Annotated in this window: 14 protein-coding genes and 2 pseudogenes; 8 read left to right on the top strand and 8 right to left on the bottom strand. The window is 66.1% G+C overall.

All coding sequences use genetic code 11. The features are described from left to right. Positions 1–21: 21 nt before the first annotated feature. From ACFWPH_RS33405 to ACFWPH_RS33395, 3 genes are all read right to left on the bottom strand, one after another. Positions 22–411 (bottom strand): GNAT family N-acetyltransferase, encoded by a 390-nt coding sequence (locus tag ACFWPH_RS33405; RefSeq protein ID WP_378756286.1) that lies wholly within the window; start codon positions 409–411, stop codon positions 22–24. After that, on the bottom strand, positions 408–1,478 hold the full coding sequence (locus ACFWPH_RS33400) for an LLM class flavin-dependent oxidoreductase (protein ID WP_378756285.1): 1,071 nt from the start codon (positions 1,476–1,478) through the stop codon (positions 408–410). The genes ACFWPH_RS33405 and ACFWPH_RS33400 overlap by 4 nt, the downstream gene beginning before the upstream one ends. Positions 1,479–1,664: 186 nt before the next feature. Further along, the gene (locus ACFWPH_RS33395; RefSeq protein ID WP_378756284.1) at positions 1,665–2,324 is read right to left on the bottom strand and encodes a hydrolase; all 660 of its coding nucleotides are present in this window, start codon (positions 2,322–2,324) and stop codon (positions 1,665–1,667) included. Positions 2,325–2,480: 156 nt separating this feature from the next. Between ACFWPH_RS33395 and ACFWPH_RS33390 the strand changes: the two genes are divergently transcribed. Next, the gene (locus ACFWPH_RS33390) at positions 2,481–3,407 is read left to right on the top strand and encodes a LysR substrate-binding domain-containing protein (RefSeq protein WP_378756321.1); all 927 of its coding nucleotides are present in this window, start codon (positions 2,481–2,483) and stop codon (positions 3,405–3,407) included. A gap of 345 nt (positions 3,408–3,752) precedes the next feature. Here the strand turns inward: ACFWPH_RS33390 and ACFWPH_RS33385 are convergent, their stop codons facing one another. From ACFWPH_RS33385 to ACFWPH_RS33370, 4 genes are all read right to left on the bottom strand, one after another. Beyond that, positions 3,753–4,682: a CPBP family intramembrane glutamic endopeptidase gene (locus tag ACFWPH_RS33385; RefSeq protein WP_378756283.1), complete on the bottom strand. Its 930-nt coding sequence runs from the start codon at positions 4,680–4,682 to the stop codon at positions 3,753–3,755. A gap of 107 nt (positions 4,683–4,789) precedes the next feature. Next, a complete protein-coding gene (locus ACFWPH_RS33380) occupies positions 4,790–5,986 on the bottom strand; it encodes a low temperature requirement protein A (RefSeq protein WP_378756282.1) in 1,197 nt (398 codons plus the stop codon). 686 nt (positions 5,987–6,672) lie between these two features. Beyond that, positions 6,673–7,128 carry a LysR substrate-binding domain-containing protein gene (locus tag ACFWPH_RS33375; protein WP_378756281.1) on the bottom strand — a complete coding sequence of 152 codons (456 nt, stop codon included), beginning with the start codon at positions 7,126–7,128 and terminating at the stop codon, positions 6,673–6,675. Next, entirely contained in the window at positions 7,065–7,553 is a 489-nt protein-coding gene (locus ACFWPH_RS33370) for a LysR family transcriptional regulator (RefSeq protein WP_378756280.1), read from the bottom strand. The genes ACFWPH_RS33375 and ACFWPH_RS33370 overlap by 64 nt, the downstream gene beginning before the upstream one ends. Positions 7,554–8,369: 816 nt before the next feature. On the opposite strand from ACFWPH_RS33370, the gene ACFWPH_RS33365 reads away from it, so the two are divergent. Together ACFWPH_RS33365 and ACFWPH_RS33360 are read left to right on the top strand one after the other, a co-directional pair. Beyond that, positions 8,370–9,986 (top strand): alpha/beta fold hydrolase, encoded by a 1,617-nt coding sequence (locus tag ACFWPH_RS33365; RefSeq protein ID WP_378756279.1) that lies wholly within the window; start codon positions 8,370–8,372, stop codon positions 9,984–9,986. 49 nt (positions 9,987–10,035) lie between these two features. Continuing rightward, positions 10,036–10,788 (top strand): SDR family NAD(P)-dependent oxidoreductase, encoded by a 753-nt coding sequence (locus ACFWPH_RS33360; RefSeq protein ID WP_378756278.1) that lies wholly within the window; start codon positions 10,036–10,038, stop codon positions 10,786–10,788. Positions 10,789–11,236: 448 nt separating this feature from the next. On the opposite strand, the gene ACFWPH_RS33355 is transcribed toward ACFWPH_RS33360, so the two are convergent. Next, on the bottom strand, positions 11,237–11,914 hold the full coding sequence (locus tag ACFWPH_RS33355) for a hypothetical protein (RefSeq protein WP_378756277.1): 678 nt from the start codon (positions 11,912–11,914) through the stop codon (positions 11,237–11,239). A gap of 162 nt (positions 11,915–12,076) precedes the next feature. Between ACFWPH_RS33355 and ACFWPH_RS33350 the strand changes: the two are divergent. The 5 genes and pseudogenes from ACFWPH_RS33350 to ACFWPH_RS33330 all read left to right on the top strand — a co-directional run. Beyond that, positions 12,077–12,445, top strand: a pseudogene (locus ACFWPH_RS33350) (MFS transporter); the annotation flags it as partial. A 1,096-nt stretch (positions 12,446–13,541) separates the two neighbouring features. Beyond that, complete coding sequence (locus ACFWPH_RS33345) at positions 13,542–14,816, top strand: molybdopterin-dependent oxidoreductase (protein ID WP_378756320.1); 1,275 nt, start codon at positions 13,542–13,544, stop codon at positions 14,814–14,816. 1 nt (position 14,817) lies between these two features. Beyond that, positions 14,818–15,384 (top strand): hypothetical protein, encoded by a 567-nt coding sequence (locus tag ACFWPH_RS33340; protein WP_378756276.1) that lies wholly within the window; start codon positions 14,818–14,820, stop codon positions 15,382–15,384. Continuing rightward, complete coding sequence (locus ACFWPH_RS33335; protein WP_378756275.1) at positions 15,381–16,118, top strand: class I SAM-dependent DNA methyltransferase; 738 nt, start codon at positions 15,381–15,383, stop codon at positions 16,116–16,118. Before ACFWPH_RS33340 ends, ACFWPH_RS33335 begins: the two co-directional genes overlap by 4 nt. Positions 16,119–16,518: 400 nt before the next feature. Then, a pseudogene (locus tag ACFWPH_RS33330) lies at positions 16,519–16,741 on the top strand (hypothetical protein); the annotation flags it as partial.

Here is a 16,741-nt window from a genome sequence, read left to right as displayed (position 1 = left end):
TCGATACGTGCGGATCTGATCTCATGCCCCGCTCCGGGTAACACGTGTGACCAGTGCGATATCGGTAGGTATCGGCCGCCGGAACGCACCGCCGTCCGCCACGAATTCATCACCGTGCTTCCGCAGATGGCGAGCGAACAGCGGGCACACCGGCACGACTGTGCGGTGGTTGCGAATGCAGTCGGCGAGCGCCGCGCGCACCAGCAACCCGGCCAGACCTCGGCCGCCGAACTGCTGGTCGACCTCGGTGTGAAAAAAGATCCGCTCAGCGTCTGTGCCGGGGTCGACGAATTCGGCTCTGCCGACGGACGATTCGTCGGTGAGGTGCACGGCGTAGGCGCCGACCGGGCCGGAGGCATCGAGCCGGACCGTAACGGAAGCACCGGTAGCGTCGGTCGATTTCTCGATCATCGTGTCGCTCCCGTCGTGACAGTGGGCCGTTCGGCCAGCAGTTCACGGACCCGGGGGATGACCTCGGCGCCGTACAGCTCGACCGAACGCAGCCGGGCGGTGGCGGAAACGGTGCCGGCGGCGGAGTAGATCATGTCGAACCGGCCCACATCCAGCACCCGGATCGTTCTGGCGATCTTGTTCGCGACCGTCTCGGCCGACCCCACATACAGCGACCCGTGTTCCACCTCGGCATCGAATTCTTCCCGGCGCAGCGGTGGCCAGCCACGCAACGCACCGATGCGGTCGCGGATTTCTCGGTACCCGGGGTAGAACAGCTCTTTGGCTTCTTCGTCGGTGGCGGCGACGAAGCCGGGCGAATGTATCCCGACCGGCTGCGCGGTTGTGCCGAGCTTCAGGTGCGCCCGCTGGTACAGCTCCAGGAAGGGGGCGAAACGGTCCGGGGCGCCGCCGATGATGGCGAGCATGAGCCGGAACCCGTAGTGGACGGTGCGCAGCACCGACTCCGGTGACCCGCCCACCCCTACCCAGGTGTTGAGACGTCCCGATTCGGTCTTTGGGTACACGTCCGCATCGTGCAGTGCGGGCCTGGTGGTGCCCTCCCAGGTGACCGGCTTCTCGTCCAGGAGCCGGTGGAACAGTTCGATCTTCTCCTCGAACAGCACCTCGTAATCCTTCAGGCCGTAGCCGAACAGCGGGAACGACTCGGTGAACGAACCCCGGCCGAGGATCACCTCGGCGCGGCCACCGGAGAGCGCGTCGAGGGTGGCGAAACGTTGGAACACCCGCACCGGGTCGTCCGAAGACAGCACCGTCACCCCTGAGGCGAGCCGGATACGCTGCGTGGCGGTCGCGATACCGGCCAGCACCGTCTCCGGGCTGGAGATCGCGTACTCCGACCGGTGGTGCTCCCCCAACGCGATCACGTCGATACCGACCTGATCGGCCAGGACCGCTTCGCTCACTGCGGCGCGGATCGCCTGCGCGTGCGAGACGATCTCCCCCTGGTCGTTACGAGGCCGGTCACCGAAGCTGTCGATACCGAACTCGATCTGCGAAACATCCATCGTGTGCATTTCCCTTCGAGATTTCGCCCAGTACTGCCAGTGCTTGTCCCGCTCGCCGGTCCGCGCCGGCCGGTCCTCGCCTGCCGGCGTTCGATTCCATGGCACGTCACGCGCAGGCAGCAGGAGGCGAGCCCATACACCCCCGTTCGCTGGACCCGCCTCCTGCTCAGCGGCCGCCGGCGCTTTTCAGCGGCCACCGACAGTGGCCGGTGTGGCCAGTAGCTGCTGCTCCCAGGTGAGTGCGATCCCGGTGGCGCCGCCGTGCTCGCTGAGGACCGATCCCAGCATGGGGACGGTCGACTCACGGGCCCAATCGCGCTGCCATTCGCTGGCCACGACCATCGTGGTGACGGGGACGACCCCGGCCTGCACCATGCGACGCACCGCCATATCGTGCGATTCGGCACTGGCACCGCCGCAGGCATCCGTGACGACGAAGACGTCGTATCCTTCACTCAGCGCCTGGATAGCGGGCATGGCCACACAGACCTCCGTCCACAGCCCGGCGAGGATCAACTGCTTGCGCCCCGTCTTCTCCACGACATCGACGACGTTACGGTCTTGCCAGGTGTTGACGAGCGTGCGGTTGATCGGCTTCTGCTCCGGGAAGACGTCCTGCAGGCCCTTGATGAGGTATCCGCCGCGCTCTTCGATCACCGTTGTCAGCACGGTGGGGACGTCGAACACCTTCGCGTACTTGGCCAGGGCGACGACGTTGTTGACGATCATGGCTGGTTCGTGGCTGTGGAGATTGGCGAACTGGAAGGGCTGGTGGTCGATGAGCACCAGAACGCTCTCCTCGGGGGTGAGCAGTGCTTCGAGTCCGACCTTGGCGGTGCGCGTCACGCTGTTTCCTTCTGTGCGATGAACTGAACCGATACCGGCTCTGACCAGGACCTACGGGATAGGTTGCAACGCCTCCCGGGGCCCGGAAACGACAGTACGGCGGCCGTGGGGCGGGCGTCCAAGACTTGTTCGGGCACGCAACGGTAGGATTTATCTATCGATATCAGCCCCCGCGTTCTCCGCTACTTCATGGCCGTAGCCGAGGAACTCCATTTCGGCCGGGCAGCCTCGCGCCTCTACATCGCCCAGCCCTCCTTGAGCCATCAGATCCGCAAACTCGAGGAGACCCTCGGAACCCCGTTGTTCGTGCGCTCGAGCCGTCGGGTGCAGCTCACCGCCGCGGGCCGGACCCTGGTTCGCGAGGCACCGATAGCACTGGCCGCGCTGGAGCATGCGGTGCGGCAGACCCAGCTGGCCGGGACCGGAGTCGCGACGACGATTCGATTGGGCTATACGCCGGTCACCAGCCTCGACACGCTCACGACGCTGCTGGATGCGCTCCAGGAAGACCGCCCCGGCTTCACGGTCGATGCCCAGGAGTTCTTCAGCGCCGAGATCCCCGAACGGCTCGGGGCCGGTGACCTGGATATCGGCCTCGCCCTCGCACCGCAACTCGTAGACGGAGTAGCGGGCGAGATCCTGCGCGAGGAGCCCGTTTCCGCACTCCTGAGCACCCGCCATCGCCTCGCTGCCGCCCCCGCGATCCCGGTGACGGCCCTGCGCGACGAAACGTTGCAGTTGTTCCCCCGCCGCCTCGCCCCGGCGTACTACGACGGTATCGTTGCCGCATGCCGCGAAGCGGGCTTCGTACCCGAGATCCGCGCATACGAGGAACCACCGGCAAAAGCCATGCTCCGACTTTCCAGCGGACGCGTGGTCGGCTTGGCCCCGGCATCGTTCGCGGAGCACGCGGCGCAGGGCAGTACCAGCATCGTCGTTCGCGATATCATCGATCCACCGATCATGGCGGAACTCTCGATGCTGTGGTCCGCGCACGATCGGTCGCCATCCCTTGCGAGCGTTCTCGACACCGCCCGGCGCTGCGCCGAACGCAACGGCTGGCTACATGCCCACACCACGTAGTGCGCGCGGCCGAGGTCCGGGCTCCACAGTCTCGGGGTCGAGCTCCCGGCCGGTGCTCTGCGGCATCGCGGTACCGTCCGGCCCGTCGGAGAACAGTCGGCTGACATTGGTGTCGAGCGCTTCGGCGACTTCCAGAGCGACGCGATCGAGGGCGTGCTCAGCCCGCAGAGGGGAAGGCGGTCACGGCGACCCGCAAAGCAACACGACATCGCAACCGCCGCAGCCAAGAGACGTACGAGGTCTGGGACTACAGCTCGATGTTGCTGTCCGGGTTGATGAACCAAGGCCCGGCTCGGGCGCGCACGCCGACGAAGGTCTCGACGGCGATCATTGGCGGCGGGGTCGTCATAGAGTTCCTTCCGATCGGTGGGTGCGAATCTCGCTGCTGTGCCGTCGGCAACGTCGTTCGTACGTCGCGACGAGGGCGACCATGCCGATGTTGACAGCGAAGAGGGCCAGCAGGGACGCGTCGCCGGTGTCGGTGGCGCGGTCGAGGGTGGTGGTTCCCCCGCCGGACAGGACGTTGCCGATCATGCCGAAGAGGACGTTGTTGACGACGTGGAAGGCGAGCGGCGCCTCCATGCCGCCGCTGATGATCGCCGTCAGCCCAGTGCTGACCGCGACGACGACGAAATAGCCGCCCAACCAGGGGTCGGTCGAGCCGTGGACCACTGCGAAGCCCAGGGCGGACACCACCAGCCCGACGGCCAGGGCCGGCCGGACCGGGCGCACCCAGCTCGCGGCCGCGGGCAGCAGGACGCTGCGGTAGACCAGTTCCTCGCCGGCGGACTGGAGGGGCGTGGTGAGGACGGTAACCGCCAGGAAGGCAATCGTCGTGCCGCTGACCGCGAAGCTCGTCCAGCCGGTGGACTGCGGTGCGGCAACGCCCACCACTGCCGCTCCGGCCCCCACCAGCAGCGCCGCGCCGATCGAGTAGTGGGCCAGACGGCGCCGGTCGAACGCGCGCCGCCAGCTGAACAGGGCGCGCCACGGTACCTGGGTCATCCACACCAGCAACAGGACCGCGACTAGCCCGGTCACGGCGGTGGCCAGGTTGACGGCGAGGGACTTCAACGGCGTGAGCTCCGGGGACAGCGGGTCGTCGCTGCCCTCGACGACGCCGACGAGCCGGTAGGCCAGCACCTGGAGGACCAGGAGGACGACCGGCGTCACCAGCACGAGGACGAGCGGCTTCCACCAGCGCATCCGCAGGTGGGCGCCGAACGGGCGTGAGGTATCGACCGCAGACGGGCGGGGCCGCACCGCAGGACTCACGGTTGCTGGGTGGCTGGGATGAAGGTGGCTGGGATCAGGTGAACGCATGGAACGGCCCCTTCCGGGTGTGCCCACGGCACCCCCAAGGATCTATGACGGGGCGCACATCATCGGTGGGACGTATCACGCGCTCTCCCAGGTGTGTTCACGGGTGGCTGCAGAACCAGGACAACGACGACGAGCATGAGGACCACGGCGGTCAGCGTGACGGGAAACGCGATGAGCGGGTCGCACAGGACCAGAACTGTGGCCAGAGGGACGACTGTGTTGACAAGCCGGTCGGCGTGGTCTCGGATTGCGATCCACCAGATGCCTGCCAGGAAGATCGCGACCGGGACGGTCACGGCGAAGGAGGCGGCCGGGTTGCTGAGCTCGCTGCGCTCGGTCAGGACGTCGATCTCAACCTCGACGCCCGCGGAGAACGCACCGGCGGCGGCGAACACGAAGTAGTGGACGTAGCCGTAGCGCAGCGACTCGCCGAAGCTGGTGATGGACCGGTGGTGGGGCGGCCAAAAGTAGATCCACCACAGGGCGGCGGTCGCGACGAAAGTGAGCGCGGCGATCGAGATCAGCGGTCCGAGGGCTTCGGAGTCGTGGACGGCCTCGATGATCGCGTTGGAGGAGGCGAGCAGGCTCTCGCCGAGCAGGATGAGCGTAAACAGGCCGTAGCGCTCGGTGATGTGGTGGGGGTGCCACGGGATGGTGCCGCGTCTTTGGGCGATGACCGGGATCGCGACTTCGACGCCGATGAGCAGAACCAGCGAGATCAGGCCTGGTACTTCGGGCAGTGTCAGCTGCAGGAGCCAGAGCGCCTGGACCGCCGCGATTCCCCCGGCGTAGATCTGGGCGGTGTGGCGGATGGACGCGTGAGAGCGCGCAGCGCGCAGCCACTGGGCGACCATGGCCAGGCGCATGACCACAAAGCCGAGGACCGGCAGGGTGTAGTCCGCGTCGGTGAAGGTCGGCTCGATCCCGGTGGCGAGCACGAGCACGCCGGCCATCTGGACAATGGTGAGCGCGCGGTAGAGCCAGTCGTCGGTGTCGAAGGATGTGGCGAACCAGGTGAAGTTCATCCAGGCCCACCAGATCCCGAAGAACACTAGACCGTAGGCGGCCAGGCCGTTGAGCACGTGCCCCTGGGTCAGGGAATGGTGAAGTTGGACCGAGGCGATGCTTACCGCAACGACGAAGACGAGGTCGAAGAACAGCTCGAGCATGCTGGCCGACCGGCCCTGCTCGTTCGGGTCGCGGGGTGCCATCGGGATGAGGCGGAACCTGCTCACCGAGGACGGAGGCGTGGTCATCGTCGCGGTGTCCTTCCCGTCTCAGCGGATGTTGCGTCGCACGGCGTCCGGGATCGGGTGTTCCCGGTGTTGAGCTCGGGGATCTGGCGGCCGATCCGCGGCTCGTGGATCAGGGCGGCCAGTGTCTCGGCGACATCCGCGCCGGGGGACCTGGCCGTGGAGTTCCGCTGGACCGAGCGAGACGACATCGGTCCGGGTCGCCTCGGCAGCGCCGCCGTTCGATCCCGCCGCGAAAACGACGACCTCGGCATCCGTCAGTGCGGACGCGAGACCCACCGAGCTCATGAGGGCGAGGTCACCGACGACCGCGTCGATCCCTCAGCGGCGAGAACATCCTGCTGCTCCTCCCGGCCCACGAGTCGTCGTACCGCCCAGCTCACACGTTCGATGAGGCAGGCCGGAACGTCTCCGCAGCCCGGAAACGACCGTACGGCCGCCGCCGAGTGGGCGTCCAAGACTTGTTCGGACGCCTATCGGTAGGATTTGTCTATCAATATCAGCCCCCGCCTGCTCCGCTATTTCATGGCCGTAGGCAGGTGTGCGGCAGTGGCTTCGGGCTACGCGCTCGAGCGCCGGATCTTTCGCTGAGTTGTTTGTCGATGCCGTTGTGTGGGTTGTGTTTGCGCAGTTCGGGTGAGCCGGTAGCTTTGGTTCGTTGGTCGAGAGTGTGGGTCGCAGCATTCGCACTACGTGACGGGGTTGCGTAGCCACTTGTTGTGTTCAGCGCATCGTCGGGCGGTGACGAGGACGTCTGCGATGGCGGGCGAGGGGTCGTTCGCGGGCCACAGCATGGAGAGTTCTGCCAGGATCGGCGGATCGACGATGTCGCGAAGAATGATGCCGGCGGCGGTCGTCGCGGCGTGCTCGGCGAATGATGCGGGGGCCAAGCCGACCTCGCGTCCGCCGGCGAGCCGGGCGAGCATGGCGTATCCCGGCGGTTCGTCGAATGCGCAGATCTCGGGTGAGAAGCCCGCTGCATGGAATGCGGCGACGATGCCGTCGTAGTAGGCCGGGGCGAGGTGGCGAGGGAACAGGAGCAGCGTTTCGTCACGGAGGGCCGTGACCGGGATCCTCGGTGTCAGCGAGGCGGTGGCGAGTGCTGAGGAGTGCGGAAACGGGCTCTTTGCGGAGGATTTCGCCACCTACCCCGTTGAGGGGCTGCGGTGAGAGGGCGAGACCGATGTCCAGGTCGCCGGCACGGAGGCGTTCGGGTATCTCGGCGCTGAAACTCTCGAGGGTCGACCATGAATTCGGGGTGGTCTTCGCGGAGCGCATCCAGAAGAGTTGTGAGCGTGTCGAAGCCGGTGACCGGAGTATAGCCCAACCGGATCGTCGTCGCGATCCCTGCCCAGGCCAGCCGAGTGAGCTGCACAGCTTGTTTCAGCGCGGCCAGCGCTACCGGCGCCTCGCGAGCCACTGTCCGGCCTGCGGCGGTGAGCTGCACCCGGCGGCTCGAACGCACGGAAAGCGGGGTTCCGAGAGTCTCCTCGAGTTTGCGGATCCGATGGCTCATGGACGGCTGGGCGATGTAGAGACGGGTGGCCGCGCGACCCTCGGCTACGGCCATGTAGTAGCGGAGCAGGCGGGGCTGATATTGATAGACACATCCTACCGATAGGCGTCCGAACAAGTCTTGGACGCCCACTCGGCGGCGGCCGTACGGTCGGTTTCAGGCTACGGGAGACGTTGCGGCCTGCCCCGGCGAAGCTGGTCGGAGTCGGTCTCGGTTCGACATGACCGGTCTCCATCGCATATCAGCCCGGCAAGGAGGCAAGCACGAACATCACCGTGATCGGCCGAGGCAACATCGGCGAGCTGGCCGACCTGTGGGAACGGGCCGGGCACCAGGTGGCGCGGCTGCGGAGTGGCGACGTCGGCGCCTCGGAAGTGGTGCTGCTCGCCGTCCCGGGCACCGCTGTGGAGGCGGCTCTGTCATCCGTCACCGGGCAAGGTGGTGCCTGTCGCCACGAAACTCTGTGGCGGGGCCCGGCCTCCGGCCGGTTCTCCTCCAAACCGAGTACACCAAGTCGGTGACAGGCGGGCCGACGGCGGAGGCGTTCAACACCAACTTCGCCTCTGATCGATCGCGTGCTGCCCGCCGACGAACTGACGTGCACGCTATGAGCCCTCACCTCGACTCGCGGTAGCGGTGCGATCCGCGCCGCCTACGGACGTCGTGCTCTTGCCCTCGCATCTGCCGTGACGTACCTCGAACCGACAAGGAGATCGGAACTTGCCTCAGGGGGAATCAAGCTTGTACAGCGCTGAGCGTGGCCGTCGACGGAGGCCGCTGATTGCGGGTGTCGCGGTTGCGGCAGTTACCGCCATTGCCTTGGCAACGGGTTCGATCGTCACGTGGACCGGTCGCCATGACACGGCGGCAATGGAAAACCGCGATCCGGTGACACCCGATGTCGCGGCGCTGGCGGGCCCGCTCGCCGATCAAGAACTGGTCTGGGAGGCCTGCGATTTCAACGACGACGGCCCACCCCTTCCGGGAGCGGACGTGTCCAATGTCGAATGCGCGACGATGAAAGTGCCGCGGGACTGGCTGGATCCCGATCCGGAAGTCACCTGGGATGTTCGCATCTCACAGGCGCGCAACCTCGATCCCGCGGACCCCGAGTATCACACCACGATCATCACGCATCCAGGTGGACCATACGCATCCGGGCTTTCCTACAGCACCGCTGTCCAGATGTACACCCCGCAGCTGCGTCCGACAACGAACTACGTCAGCTTCGACCAGCGTGGCCTCGGCCGATCCAGCCACGCGGACTGCGAATACGAATACGATCCGTCCGACGGTCCGACGGCCGCGGCGCAGGCCATCGGCGAGGCCTGCTCGCAGGATCCCGAGGTGGCGACGATGACGACCGAACAGGCCGCCTACGACATCGACTTCATCCGTCATCTCCTCGGACTCGAGACGGTGACCTACATGGGCTACTCGTACGGCACCTGGCTGGGGACATGGTATGGCAGCCTGTTCTCCGACAACATCGAACGGATGGTCCTCGACTCCGCGACGGATTCGACCCAGGAATCGATTCAGGTCCTGTACAACGCGGCCCACGAAGGCCGCGATCGCCAGTTCCGCCTTCACATGCTGAACTGGATCGCGCGCAATGACGCGACCTTCGGGCTCGGGACGGATCCAGAAGCGATCTGGCGACGCTACTTCGCGGCGACAAGCACGCCCGAACGCACGCTCGCGGCACGCTATGCCTGGAACGCTGTGAACGGCCCCGTGGCATTCTCGAACCCCATCGGGTATCCGGCGGCGGGGAGCCTCGTAGTGAGCATTATCGCCGAAGCCGAAGCAGCGGCGGAGTCGGTCGTTCCGGTGGAATCGGCCGCCCGCATCATCGATCAGGTGGACCTGCCCGACCACCTGATCGTCGCCGCGCACAACAGGCTCGCCGGTCTGGCGGCGGCCAGTCACGAAGAGCCCGGGAAACCGATCCGGGGCACGTTCGACTATGTCATCGAGTTCACCGCCTGCACGGACGGGCAGTGGACGCAGGGTCTCGACTACTGGGAGAAGTTCCATGAGCGCACGGCGCCCCTCGCGCCGCTGTCGGAGCAGTTCGGGCTGCTGGTCACCCCGACGTGCGCGTTCTGGCCGACCGATTCGAAGATGCCGACCCCGGACGACAGCTTCCCACAGACCATCGTCCTGCAGAGCGAACTCGACTCGATGACGCCGTTCGAACAGGGCCGGGCGGCCGGCACCGGGCTGCCGAACACCAGCCTGATCGCAGTCGACAACGAGAGCATCCACGGCGTCTTCCCCTACGGCACAGTGGAAGTCGACCGCCCGGTGATCGACTTCCTCCTCGGTGGCAACCGACCCGCACAGACGATCGTCGCCGCAGGCAAACCCTTACCTCTGGAGCAAGTCACCTACGAGTCCTGGGCGCCGCTCGACGCGAACGCCGAGCACGCCGCCGAACCCCCTTTGTTCACAGATCCGACGCGAGTAGCGCCACCACGATAGGGCAGGTACTCGCGGTCACCGAAGTATCGAGAGAGATGGAGACACCCACATGGGACAGCTGGAAGGCAAGACGTCGGTAGTCACCGGAGGAAGCAGCGGGATCGGTCTGGCAACCGCGGTACGGCTCGCGGACGAGGGCGCGTACGTGTTCGTCACCGGCCGGCGCCAGGCCGAACTGGAGGCCGCCGTCAAAACTATCGGAGCAGACCGAGCCACCGCGGTCGTCGGCGACATCTCGAAGCCGGAGGACCTGGACCGGCTCTACGAGGCGGTCCAGGCGCGAGGCAAGGGTTTGGATGTGCTTGTCGCGAACGCGGCGGTCGGTGCATTCGTGACACTGGAGCAGACCACCGAGGAGCACTTCGACCAGACCTTCGCGGTCAACGTCCGAGGCACACTGTTCACCGTGCAGAAAGCATTGCCGCTGCTCAACGACGGAGCCTCGATCGTCCTGCTTGGTTCGACTGCCAGCGATCGTGGTGTGGAGGCTTTCGGCGCGTACGCGGCGTCTAAGGCGGCCGTCCGGTCCTTCGCGCGGACGTGGTCCAACGAGCTCAAGGGCCGTGGTATCCGGGTCAACGTGGTCTCGCCGGCATGGATCGAGACTCCCGGGGGTACCGCCGCTTTCGGCGACGAGGAGACCGCTCGGGCGGTCAAGGAGAATGTCGCCGCAACCGTGGCCAGGGGCCGCATGGGACAGCCTGAGGAAGCCGCGGCAGTCGTGGCCTTTCTGGCCTCGGAACAGAGCAGCTATGTCGTCGGCGCGAACGTCTATGTCGACGGAGGCGCGAACCAGGTCTGAGCAGGGACCACACGGTGGGCGGCGACTCCAGGCTCGGTTCGCCGGCGTTTCCCACGCTTCGCGAAGGTGAGGATAATCGGGCCGGTCCGATGAGTGCTGGCGTGTTCAGTGGATATGGCTCACAAGACCTGAAGTCGCGGCACCGTGCCGGGCAACGCTGCGATTGACGGCGGTCGTCGTTCCGGAGCAGCAGCGCCGCCGCTCGCCAGCTGGCGGTCCGGAACCGGCCGCCGACGGGCAGGCTGAGCGGCTGGGCAACATCGCGTTCCAACGACGTCTGTGTCCGACCAGAGTCGTGCACAACACCTGTCGCAGTCTGTCAACGTAGCCGCGGAAGCTGATGAGCTGCACAAACTCTCCGAAGTCGGTGCACTGCCATTCGGCTGCCCCACGAGAATCACCGGTATCGGCGATGGGGACATCGGTGCTGCCGAGCTGTGCTGACCGCCTAATCGGCGACGTGCCATCGGACGGCAAGACAGGGGGTGCGCGGTAGTGGCGCCGACCGCGTAGATGGAGGGCGTTGTGTGGCATCCTGCCATCGCAGGACGTTGAGGAGAACTTCAGTCTGCTGCTGTCCAGCAACGAGCCTGTCGGCGTGATCGGTGGGCAGGCGGAGATGGCGGCCCGGCTGCTGGATCGGCTGGCCGAGCAGCTGGGTGGGAAGGCGTCGGTGCGGCGGGCTTTCGGGGTGCCTATCTCCGCGGAGGGCCTGCCGATTGTGCCGATGGCGCGGACCGGGTTCGGGTTCGGCGGTGGCACGGGTGGTGAGTCCGGGACGGAGAAGGTCGGCGCTGGTGACGGCCGCGGCCACGCCGACGAGTCCGGCGCCGAATCGGTCGACGAGCGCGCCGGACAGCAGCGATGGCAGGTACATGCCCGCGACGTGGACGGCGATGACGAATCCGGCGGCGCCGACGCTGTGGCCGTGGTGCTGCATATGGATCGGGGTCATGGTCATGATCGCGACCATCACCAGCTGCGTCAGCACCATCACGGTTGCGCCCAGCACCACAGGCCCCGTCCATGTCCGGGACGCCGCTGTCGCGGTGACAACGTCGGCGCTCTCCTCAACCGCCTCGGAGCAGGCCCGAGCCAGGCGTAGCGGGTCGGGCCGCAGCAGCACCCACAGCACCAGCCCCGCCAAGGCGCATGCGAGACGGAGAGCGCGAACGGCCCCGACAGCGGCGGAATCTCCCAGTTTTCAGCCAGATTCGACATCGAGGTCACCAGGTTCGGTCCCACGCCGGCGCCGACCGTGGTGGCGACCAGGACGGTGCTGATCGCCCGGGATCTCATCACCAGCGGCATGGCGCTACAAACCGCCGCACTCGCGCTCATCGCCTACTCCAACGGGTTCGGCGGATGGGCGGCCGGGACCATGCTGCTCTGGCTCGGCACGGCCATGGTGTACCCGACCCTGCTCGCCGTCATCGGCGACGTCGCCCACCCCACTTGGCGGGGCGGGGCCGTCGGTGTCTACCGGGGGTGGCGCGACCTCGGCTACGCCGTGGGCGCGGTCCTCGGCGGAATCGCCGCCGACCCCATGGGACTCCACGCCGCCATCTGGGTAGTTGCCGCCGTCAGCGCCGCCGCAGCCATTGGGGTCGGGATACGGATGTATGAAACCCATCCCCGCCCTGCCCGTACTTCCTGAACAACCCACCGCTACAACGGCTCGGGCCACCACGGCACGCAGGTCAGTCGAGCTCATGCAATGCCGAGTGCAGGCGGAATTTCACGGAACCAGAGCGCATCGCTGCGGCGCAGCTCTCCCTGCACTTCTGAGGTGGTAGGTAGGCCGCTTCGAAGCCGGTCGACCTGAATTCCGGTGAATTGCAGGCCCAGTTGCCCTTGTTTTGTGTTTCCTCGAGGGGCGAACCGAGGCAACCGTTTGACCTGCACATATTCGGTTCTGTTGACGATTCTCAGGTCGTTCGCGGATCGCTAAGTCCGGTTGACCTGCGGAAACGCTGTCGCAGGTTGTGCCCTCGGCAGGACACACAAAACATGGGCAACTGGAAAACACCTGGTCATCATGGGTGAATATCAGATCTAGGGGTCGCGGCGTGCCTGTATTGGCCGTCGTAGTTCCCATCTGTTGGGAATTGACACTGGTCGGCTATAACTGTCGGAGATGCAATCGTTCCGAATCGGTGGATGCAGTGTGTCTGGGTCGGCTGTGTGGGGGTCAGGGGTTCGAGTCCCCTTAGCTCCACCTGAAACTCCAGGTCAGGCCCGGTCTAGTGCCGGGCCTGACCTGTCTTATTTTGACCACCCCCCGTTTACCCCCCGGTTTGGTCCCGAAATGGTGTTGATGATGGTTCTGCCGTCGTCCTGCCGGTGAAGCAGTGTGACCCGATCCGGGTGTATGCCCGGGACCGGGAGTCATTGTGGCAGGTCGGGTAGGTCGGCCAGTGTTTGTAGTGCGCCTTCGTACCATGCGCGGGTACTGATGGTGCAACAAGACGTTCCAGACCGGATGCGGTCAAGGACGGGCTTCTTGTCGGTATCGAGAGGATCACGCTCTACGTCGAGTAAGCGATTCTGTCGGTGCGGCGGGAGTCGGTCGGGTTGGATCGAACCGGCTCATGTGGCGCTGTGGCAATTCACTGCTGGTTTCCTCTGGACCGAGCGGGGTGCTCGAGACTGTGAACGTTTCGAATACGCAAGACCACGGACCCGACCGGGACCCGGCCGAGCGGGACTCGGACGTCTGCGACGAAACCTCTCGCTTCGGTTCCCCTGCGCGCTTGTGGGAGGCGGTGCAGCGCCACCGTCCTCCGGGGCTTCCCGGGCCACGGACCTGGCGAAGCCCGTTACGAGGACCGTGGCTGACCGCGGTTTTCGGGGCGGTGCTCTTGTTGGCTCTGCCGATCGTCATCGTTACCGGGCTGCTCGACTACATCGCCTACGGCCCACAGTTCGGTCAGGCGTTGCCCACCGATGTGGGGTGGCTGCACTTACCGTATTTCGACTGGCCGACGCGGCCTTCCTGGCTGTTCCGGCTCACCCAGGGCCTGCACGTGGGTATCGGTCTGATCATCATCCCGGTGGTGCTGGCGAAGCTGTGGTCGGTGATGCCCCGGCTCTTCACGTGGCCGCCCGCGCGCTCGGCCGCGCAGGTCATCGAACGACTTTCGCTGCTGCTCTTGGTCGGCGGTATCGTGTTCGAGATAGCCACCGGGGTACTGAACATCCAGTACGACTACCTTTTCGGGTTCAGCTTCTACACCGCCCATTACTACGGGGCGTGGGTGTTCATCGCCGGATTCCTGATGCACGTCGCCGTCAAACTGCCCCGCATGGTCGCCGGCCTGCGTTCCCGGTCGCTACGCCGGGAACTGCGCACCTCCCGATCCGACACCCGGCCCGAACCGCTCGACCCGGATGGTCTGGTCGCCGAAGACCCCGCACCCGCCACGATCAGCCGCCGAGGCGCGCTCGCACTGGTTGGCGGGGGGTCGCTACTGGTGTTGGTCTTGACGGCCGGCCAGACGGTCGGTGGAGTCACCCGCCGAGCCGCGTTGCTGGTGCCCCGTGGTCGCGAAGTCGGACCCGGCCCCAACGGGTTTCCGGTAAATCGCACCGCGGCAACCGCGGCGATCGACCCTACGGCTACCGGTGCGGCCTGGCAGCTGACCCTGACCGGCGGGCCGCGAATTGTCACCGTTGATCGCGTCACGCTGGCCGATATGGATCAACACACCGCGTCGCTTCCGATCGCGTGTGTCGAGGGGTGGTCCACGACTGAAACGTGGACCGGCGTGCGGCTGCGTGATCTGGCCGCACGTGCCGGCGTGCGCAACCCGGACTCGGCGCATGTGGTCTCCCTCGAAAGCAACGGACCGTTCCGTGCGGCCACGCTGCAGGGCAATCAGGTCCTGCACCCGGACTCGCTACTCGCATTACGGGTCAACGGGGCGGACCTGTCGCTCGATCACGGCTATCCCGCGCGGGTCATCGTCCCGGCGCTGCCCGGGGTGCACAACACCAAATGGGTCCACTCGATCGAGTTCCGGAGCTGATATGGGCACGATCGTGACCGGTATGAAGCGCTTCTACGGGGCGCATCCGCTGCACCTGCTCGCTTCGCTGGCCTGCTTCGCGCTCGTCGGCTACGTCATCGCGTTGATCGGGCCGAAGGCCCTGTGGAATCCCGACGTGTGGTGGCAGTCGATCCTCGTGTGGTTCCTCGGCGCGATCATCGCCCACGACCTGCTGCTGTTCCCGCTCTACGCCCTCGCCGACAGATCGCTGAGCGCCGGATTACGCGCAGTGGGTGGCCGTAGGTCCACGAGGCGGCCTGAAGTCCCAGCCCTCAACTACATTCGCGTTCCATTCCTAGGAAGCGGTCTGCTGTTGCTGCTGTTCTTTCCCGGAATCATCCAACAGGGCCAGGCGACCTACCTAGCGGCAACCGGTCAGACCCAGCAACCGTATTTCGGCCGGTGGCTGCTGCTGACCGCGGTGCTGTTCGGCCTCAGCGCGGTCGTCTACGCCACTCGGCTCGGCATCTCCGCGAAGCGATCACCAGGAAAAACTAGGAAAACAACCGAAGCAGGTCCGAGAGCAGACAGGGAGCGATCCGCGTGAGATACGCCACCTCTGGTGACCCCCATCCAGAATCGCCCATCGATGCAGAACCAGGGCGCAGCAGGATCGGCGATGGGTCCGGCACGAAGCGCGAGGTCGCCAACGACGTGCTCTACCGGCAGATGTTGTCAGGGCAGCGGTGCTGGGCCGTCGATTCGTTCGGTCACCGTCTGCTACTGCCCACCGGCCGATGGCTCGGTGGGCAGGCATCCACACCGGCCGACCGGTTCGCCGACGAGAAACTGCTCGAGGGCTGCACCGCGCCGACACTGGATCTCGGATGCGGCCCAGGAAGACTCACCGCAGCACTGGCTGCGCGCGGGGTTCCCGCTCTCGGCGTCGACATTTCCGCCCCAGCGGTCGAGATGACCATTCGCCGCGGAGGGACCGCGCTCCGCAGTGACGTATTCGCGCCGCTGCCAGGACGTGCATGGGGACGGGTGCTCCTGGCCGATGGAAACATAGGCATCGGCGGTGAACCGGTGCGCATACTGCGCCGCGCTCGCGAACTTCTCGCTCCGGGCGGGATCGTCATCGCGGAGCTCGATTCTCCACAGACCGAGATCCGAACCGAGTGCCTCCGGTGGGAGAGCGACCTCATCGCCAGCGAGTGGTACCTCTGGGCTCGAGTCGGCTGGAACATGGCCGCCGAGATCGCCGCGGCCGCCGGGCTCCGCTTGATCGAATCGACCGTGGTGAGCGGTCGGTTCATCGTCTCAATGTGCAACGCCTGAGGCGCGATGCGGATTTACGCCAGGGTCGTCATCGGCCTGCTCCGTTGCCCGCGGCGCAGAGTTCGTCGCCGTAATGGCGCAGCATGAGCTCCTGTTCCGCGGTGTTGAACGTGAAGCACGTGACAAAACTGCTGGGAGGCCGCCGCCACGTCTACGAAGCCGAGATGAAGAAGGCACGCCGCACTCACGGCCGTCCCGGCCAGGAAGCAGGCCCGCAGTGAGGCCCGCACCGTGCGGGTCGCGCGTATCTGCCATCCACCCATAACTCGTGTCATTTGGTACTGAACCGGTCTCACCCCTCATTGGGGAACAGGCCGCCACGACAACGTCCTGTTTCGACGGTGGGCGTGCCTTGCGTCTGGTCGTTCGGATTGCCGCGGCCGGTGCGTACGGTCGGGGGATGAGCATCGAGTGTTCGACCGTAGTCGCGGTTCCTCGATCCGAGGTGTTCGCGTGGTTCGCTCGTCCGGGTGCATTCGCGCGGCTTGCACCGCCGTGGCAGCCGGTGTCGTTGCTCGAAGAAGCCGATTTGAGGGGCCGGAAGAATTTCGGACAGCGGATTCTTGTCTTTCCTACGCTGCCTGATTCCGCTGAAACCACTCGGACTCTACTTCGTTCGGTGT

Source organism: Nocardia sp. NPDC058499, assembly GCF_042719915.1.
Lineage (GTDB): Bacteria > Actinomycetota > Actinomycetes > Mycobacteriales > Mycobacteriaceae > Nocardia.
This window is presented reverse-complemented; position numbering and strand designations above follow the sequence as displayed.